At 56.2% G+C, this 6,969-nt stretch carries 5 protein-coding genes and 2 pseudogenes; 3 read left to right on the top strand and 4 right to left on the bottom strand.

All coding sequences use genetic code 11. The features are described from left to right. The 4 genes from BN874_RS21740 to gcvT form a co-directional block, all read right to left on the bottom strand. Window positions 1-1,708: acyltransferase family protein (locus BN874_RS21740; protein ID WP_034437068.1), on the bottom strand; the 1,708-nt coding region annotated here is incomplete at its 3' end. A 693-nt stretch (window positions 1,709-2,401) separates the two neighbouring features. Beyond that, the gene (gene gcvPA / locus BN874_RS21735) at window positions 2,402-3,757 is read right to left on the bottom strand and encodes an aminomethyl-transferring glycine dehydrogenase subunit GcvPA (protein ID WP_034437066.1); all 1,356 of its coding nucleotides are present in this window, start codon (window positions 3,755-3,757) and stop codon (window positions 2,402-2,404) included. 17 nt (window positions 3,758-3,774) lie between these two features. Further along, the gene (gcvH, locus tag BN874_RS21730; RefSeq protein ID WP_051498197.1) at window positions 3,775-4,209 is read right to left on the bottom strand and encodes a glycine cleavage system protein GcvH; all 435 of its coding nucleotides are present in this window, start codon (window positions 4,207-4,209) and stop codon (window positions 3,775-3,777) included. Window positions 4,210-4,248: 39 nt separating this feature from the next. Further along, a complete protein-coding gene (gcvT, locus tag BN874_RS21725) occupies window positions 4,249-5,337 on the bottom strand; it encodes a glycine cleavage system aminomethyltransferase GcvT (RefSeq protein ID WP_034437064.1) in 1,089 nt (362 codons plus the stop codon). Window positions 5,338-5,493: 156 nt separating this feature from the next. Between gcvT and BN874_RS21720 the strand changes: the two are divergent. The 3 genes and pseudogenes from BN874_RS21720 to BN874_RS21710 form a co-directional block, all read left to right on the top strand. Next, window positions 5,494-6,084 (top strand): annotated as a pseudogene (locus tag BN874_RS21720) (IS1-like element ISBeg1 family transposase); the annotation flags it as partial. Window positions 6,085-6,111: 27 nt separating this feature from the next. Continuing rightward, a pseudogene (locus BN874_RS21715) lies at window positions 6,112-6,661 on the top strand (REP-associated tyrosine transposase). Between the two features lie 174 nt (window positions 6,662-6,835). Then, window positions 6,836-6,969 (top strand): transposase (locus tag BN874_RS21710; protein WP_034437062.1); only part of this gene is annotated, 134 nt, incomplete at its 3' end.

Below are 6,969 nucleotides of genomic sequence, written 5' to 3'. Positions count from 1 at the left end.
TGGTCGATGATGCGGCCCTGTTAATGGCATCGCGAGAGTTACGTTGGTTCGCAACGATTTCCCGTTCGGATATGTTAATAGCGCAATTGCCCACAACCATCTTCCAGAGTGGACACCTTGTTGGATCCTGCCCGCCTAATTGACGAATGAACTTTGGTACTGGTTGAACGAGCACGACGGTGTGCCCAGCGGATTGAAGTACCTGGACGATTTCTTCGAGTCCTTTCTGGAGATCGCGATTCTTGAAGAGCTGATCGCGGGACATTGAGTTGATGGTTGAGCCAGCTCCGATGTTTGGAGAATCCCAGTAGGAGTTAGAATTCGAAATGATTATTGTCCCTGGTTTCTGTTTTTTCAACCACGTAGTTATGGAATTCACTAAATCACGACATTTCTTGGTATTAATGTCATTTCGATCGATGAAGGTATTTAGAAACGGGCATGCGCTGACAGTCTTCACAGCCAACGGTCTTTCAAGCTTCTTACTAGCACCGATGAGTGCGTCACTGAACTGCTCGGCATTTGAGTCTCCGACCAAGTATATAGTCGGTCCGGATGCGTTTTTGTTCCATATACAGTTAGAGCTGAGGTCCTCATTCGAGATCTCTAAAGCGCTTGATGCGTTTAGACTACATCCGGCAATGGCACTCGCCGCCTGACTAAAAACAGCCGTTTTGTAGTCAAGTCCGTTGGGTAACCAAAAGAGCTTACTTGAGGCGAATAGCAAGGCGGCCGAAATGGCTAGTGGTGGGGTAAGAGTTGCAATAAGGAGTCTGGTGTTGCTCGTTAGGCTGAGGGCTTGGAGATTGCGTATGGGCTGCTCCACCCAGTGATACGAGGCAATTGATGGGGCGAGTGAGGCTATGGCGGACAGGGTTAGCGCCCATGGCTGGTTAGGGAAAAGGAGTGCCGTGAATACAATAAAGGGCCAGTGCCACAGGTAAATGGAATAGGACAAATCACCGATTTGGACCATAGGCGTGCTGGATAGTACTCGGCTAACGGGGTTGGTGTGGTAGTTACCTGCTAGGATTAGCAAGGCAGTGCCAGCGACAGGCAGGAGGGTCCATTTGCTCGGGAAGGGTGTGGTGTCTGTGATAACAGACAGGGAGACGATCAGTAGGACCAAGCCGGTGGCTGCAAGTACGGCCGCAGTGCGGCTTGAGGCGAGGGTAAGTCGAATTCCGGCGAGTGCGATTATGGCACCGACAGCGAACTCCCAGGCCCTAGTCAGGGGGCTGTAGAATCCGAGCAGATTGTCGGATGTGCGGAGCAGCATGTGGCCGAACGGGGTCGTCAGTGCGAAGGACAACAAGCCCACGCTGGCCACGACCGCGATTGGGGTAAACCGGAGTATTCTTTGGCGGCCGGCGCAGAGCCAGCAAACGGCCAGGATCGCGGGAAACGCGAGGTAGAACTGCTCCTCGACAGACAGCGACCAGGTGTTGAGCAGTGGGTTGGTTGCAGCGGGGGCGTCAAAGTAGCCCCCAGTGGTACGGGCAATCGCGTAGTTCGCTCCCAGCAGCATCGCGCCGATCGCGGTCTTGGCTGCGTTTGGCTGCTGCACGAGCGGCGACAACAGCAACACCGAGCCTAGCATGGTCACCGCGACCATGAGGGCCAAGGCTGGGGTCAAGCGCTTGAACCGGCGCAAGTAGAACCGTCCGAACCGAATGCGGCCGGTGGTTACCCATTCGCGATGTAGCATCGCGGTGATGACGAACCCGGAGATGACGAAAAAATATCCACGCCGACGAACCCGCCAGGCACTGGCAAGCCAGCGTGAAACACAACCACCATCAGCACAGCGACAGCACGCATCCCCTGGATGTCCAATCGACGGCCTGCGCTTATACTCGATGTAATATTAGGCTGTAGCAAACGGATCAAAATATTCTCCTTGGCAAAAGTGCCATTCGGCTATCGGAAAACCTTCCGTAGAGGCTTTCCACACGTTTTTTACGGAGTTCTCGATCAAATATAAAGACATCTATGTCCTGTCGGAAATCAGATGTTTTCCGACACCCAATTAATTCTACTTTGTCAGATTGAAACACAACCTATTGATTTTTCTAAAATTCACATAAAGTGAGTGAAATTGATAAAACTTTAGAAATCAAACGCTTGCCCGTAATCTGACAAAGTAGAATTAGTATATGCTAATTTACTATCACAGGAAAATTTACAGGAGGAAATAACTTATTGATTTTGCTTAACTCTCCATCAAGGCTCGAAGCTGTGGTTTTTCAAGGGGTTTCGTGAACTCATCGGTGTTTCGTCCAGACGCTTGGAGAACTGAAACTGTCCGAACCATTGTGTTAAATCAGTTATTGATAATGTCTATTGATGACCGAAACTTACCAGTTGTAGAAGCCAGCCAGCCGGCTTCTACAGAAAGCTATTACGCCACTTCAGCTAACGCTTCTGCATACCGCTGCAAATCTTCTTCATCCTTGGTTTCAGTAACGCAGACCAGAAGCGCATTTCCCAATTCGGGATATTCGCCGCTCAAATCCAGGCCGCCGAGAATGTTCCGTGCTAACAAACTATCCAGCACTTCGCCTGCCGGACGTGGCAATCGCAATACCGCCTCGTGAAATACCGGACGGTTAAAGGCACGACTTACACCCGGAACCTGTATCAACTGATCCAGCAGCGCCCCGGTGTTGGCGTGACAGGCGGCGGCGACCTGTTCCAGTCCATGCGGCCCCAGCAGCGCCAGATACAGCGTAGCTGCGGTCACCATCAGGCCCTGGTTAGTGCAGATATTGGAGGTGGCCTTGGAGCGGCGGATATGCTGTTCACGGGCTTGCAGGGTCAGGGTGAAACCAGGCTTGCCATCCAAATCCACGGTGCGGCCAACCAGCCGCCCCGGCATTTGCCGCACCAATTCCTGCCGACAGCACAGAAAACCGAAATAGGGTCCGCCAGAGGACAACGGCGATCCCAATGGCTGACCGTCGCCGCAAGCAATGTCGGCACCGGTCGCGCCCCACTCACCGGGCGGCTTCAGCACCGCCAGGGTGGTGGGATTGACCGCCGCGACGACCAGCATATTCTGTTGGTGCGCCCAGTCGGTCAGGGCGTCCACCGCTTCCAGCACCCCGAAAAAGTTGGGCTGCGGGATCACCAGCGCCGCGAAATCCTGCCCGGCATAGGCAGCCAGCGCCTGTTCCGGGGTATGACCACCATCCGGATCGTAGGGCAGATCCACCAGTTCGATGCCCTGATTGTGGACGATGGCATGAGCGGCTCGTCGGTAGAGCGGATGCAAAGCGCGCGGCACCAGAATCCGCTTGGATTTGGACTTGCGGTTGGCGCGCACCGCCATCAACAATGCCTCGGCCAGCGCCGAACCGCCGTCATACAGCGAGGCATTGGACACGGCTAAAGCGGTCAAACCAGCCATCATGCTCTGATACTCGTAAAGCACTTGCAGCGTGCCCTGGCTGGCTTCCGGCTGATAGGGAGTATAGGCGCTGTAGAATTCGCCACGCCCAACGATCTCCCAGACCGCCGCCGGAATGTGATGCTCGTAAGCACCGGCACCAAGGAAGCACGACAGACGAGGATCCGCCGCCGCCCGTGCTTCCATCAGCCGGGTGACTTGCCACTCGTTCAGCGGCTCCGGTAGCGCCGGCAGTGTACCGACTTGCAGCGTCGGAGGAATTTCGTCGAACAGCGCATCCAGGTTCGGTGCGCCGATAGCGGCCAGCATCGCCTGGACATCGACCGGGGTATGGGGAATGAACGGCATAATCAGTGCGCCCCGCGTTACTCGACCAGCCGGGGATTTGCCAGCGAACGGATGTCCTCGTCCTCATCGTCGGCGATAGCAATAACCTCGTAAGCATTGGCGTCCAACAGCGCCTCCAGCGTGGCTGCGGTCTCGATTCGGAGAATCCAGCCTTCCCCATAGGGATCTTCATTGATCAGTTCCGGATTCTCGGCCAGCGCTTCATTGACCTCGACGATCACGCCATCCACTGGACTGTACACATCGGAAGCGGCCTTGACTGATTCAACCACCGCACACCCTTCAGCGGCGGCCACGACCCGACCCACTTCCGGGATTTCCACGAACACCAGATCACCGAGCAGGTGCTGGGCGTGATCGGTGATACCCACGGTGACGGTGCCGTCATCGTGGGCGCGCACCCATTCATGGGATTCGGTGTAACGCAGTTCGGCAGGAATCATGCTACTCATGCTGGGATCCTCAACAACAGTTCGGATTCGGGGAAGAATTCATACAATCAGGGCACGACCGTGGCGAACGAATGGCAGCTTGACCACACGCACCGGCAGGCGCTTGCCGCGAATGTCCACCTGACAATGTTCGCTTACACCGGCTTTAACCCGCGCCAAAGCGATAGCCCGGTTCAGGGTGGGCGAGAAGGTGCCGCTGGTGATCTGGCCGATCTCGCGGGTACAGTCATAAATATGCTGATGGCCGCGCAACACGCCGCGATCTTCCAATACCAGGCCGACAAAGGCTTGCGGTACACCAGCAGCGCGCTGTTGCTCCAATGCAGCGCGACCGATGAAGTCGCGATCCGCCGGTTCCCAAGCCACGGTCCAGCCCAGCCCGGAAACCAGCGGGGTAGTGGTCTCGTCCATGTCGCTGCCGTATAGATTCATGCCAGCTTCCAGTCGCAGGGTGTCGCGAGCGCCTAGCCCACAGGGCATAATCCCGGCAGCTACCATCTGATCCCACAATGCGGGCGCTTCTGTTACAGGCGGCAAGATTTCCACCCCGTCCTCACCAGTGTAGCCGGTGCGGGCGATGAATAGCCCATGGGTTTCCAGCGCATGAAACGGTTTGAGGGTGCGCACGGCGGCGACGGTCTCTGCGCCGAGAACGGTTTCCAGTTTCGCCAGTGCTTCCGGCCCCTGTGCCGCCAGCATTGCCAAATCGTCGCGTTCACGCCAAGCTGCGCCGAAGCGTTCGGCAATCGGCGCGATCCAGGCCAGGTCTTGATCACGGGTAGCGGCATTCAGCACCAACCGGTAACCTGCATCGCCCCGGTCATAGACGATTAGATCGTCAATCACGCCACCGGCCTGGTTTAACAAGCAGGTGTAGAGCGCCTTGCCGGGATACAGGCGGGCGACATCGTTTGCCAGCAGAGTGCGGAGTAATGAACGGGTTGGCGCGGGATCGGTGAAGTCCACAATCGTCATGTGCGACACGTCGAACAGACCGGCGGCGCGACGCACCTGGTGATGTTCGCCGATTTGCGAACCGTAGTGCAGCGGCATATCCCAGCCGCCAAAATCCACCAGCTTCGCCCCCAGGGCGGCGTAGCGGGCATATAAGGGAGTACGTTTGGCCATGCGGAAAACCCGGTTGGGATGGGTTTGCCATGGTAGCCCGAAATCGCCTGCCAAGGGTACCGCAACAATGCAGGAAATGACCGGCAGCGTCCATGTGTCCTAAATGATGTATGTTTATCCTCCAATGGTTCGGACAGTTTTATGCGGCGATAGCCCCTGTTGAACACCTATGGCGAGTGGTACCAACCCGAGCGGCATGGGCAACGGGGGCGCCGACCTCACCCCCGATGTCGACCACAACCCGGCTTGCACTATGCGCAGGTCATCAAAATTCGCCAGCAGGGGAAGGTGGTTCAAGTGAAAACTCGTGTGGTCTTCGGGGATGCCCAGACCGTGGCAGTTGACCTGCAAACCTCGCCGGTCAGTACGACGATTAACACCCGTTTTGTTGAGCGTGACAACCTGACCCAACGGCAAAGTAACCGCCGTTTGACCCGGTGTACTACCGGATTTTCTAAGAAAATCGAATGGTTCGAAAAACAATTGTGGGTATCGTTAGCCTACTACCATTTGGTGTTGCCTCACCACAGTTTGCGCCAGCAACTCCCCATCGCCGAACCGACGCGAGGACGCGGAACCCCGCGTCGATGGTTTCCAGTGACCCCAGCCATGGCCGCAGGTCTCACCGAGCATGTTTGGACTACCCCTGAATTGTTATCGTATCGGGTACCTGCCGAATTCATTGAGCGGTTACCCATTATCGAAAAAGTCTTCCCCGATTTCGGGGAGATCGATCACACCCGTTGAGGGACACTACCCAACATTGGATCGACCATGCAATACCGTCGTGATGACACCGCCGGAGCCGCGTATTTTTTTCACCGTGGTGGTCTTCCGTCGCATCCCATTATTAGGCACCCCAGAGGCCGTGGCGATTTTGCGTGAGGCGATGCGGGCCGAGCAGCAGCGCCGACCGTTTCATGTCGATGCGATGGTGGTGTTACCCGATCATCTCCACTCAATATGGACGTTGCCGCCAGACGATGCCGATTATTCGATACGGTGGCGCACTATCAAGCGGGCGTTCACCGCGCAGATTCCCGACGTGCAGCGCCCCGCCGTGTTTGGGAGTCGGGAACGGCAAGGGGAACAGGCCATTTGGCAACGGCGATTTTGGGAGCATCGGATTCGTGATGAGCGCGATTTTGCCCATCATGTCCATTACATTCATTACATTCATTACAACCCGGTCAAGCACGGTTTAGTGAATCGCCCGGTGGATTGGCCGTATAGCCGCATTCATCGAGCCATTCGTCAGGGCATGATTCCCGCCGATTGGGGAGGTGATCCCATAGAGATTGCCGATTCCGTCGGCCATGAGTAGCTTGGGTTGTGCGGCCATCCCCAACGGTTGAAATTGACCACAAACGTCCAAGCCGCATAACCCAACATCCCCGCAATAAAAAACCGCCCCCGATGATTCGAGGGCGGTTGAGGTGCCCCCTGGATTTCGTCTTCCAAGGGTCGATGATTAACATCGAGACTGGAAGGACGAAAAGTGAAGAAGATACTGAAGCAAGAGTACACGGCCGAGTTCAGGGAACAGGCAGTCAAGCGGGCCCAAGAGGTCGGGGTAGGTCTTGGTGCGCGTGAGCTGGGCTTGGTGGAGCAGACGCTGCGTAACTGGGTCAA

It is taken from the genome of Candidatus Contendobacter odensis Run_B_J11 (assembly GCF_000531125.1).
Taxonomy (GTDB): domain Bacteria; phylum Pseudomonadota; class Gammaproteobacteria; order Competibacterales; family Competibacteraceae; genus Contendibacter; species Contendibacter odensensis.
The sequence above is the reverse complement of the archived record's forward strand: the minus strand, read 5'-3'. Positions and strand labels throughout refer to the sequence as shown.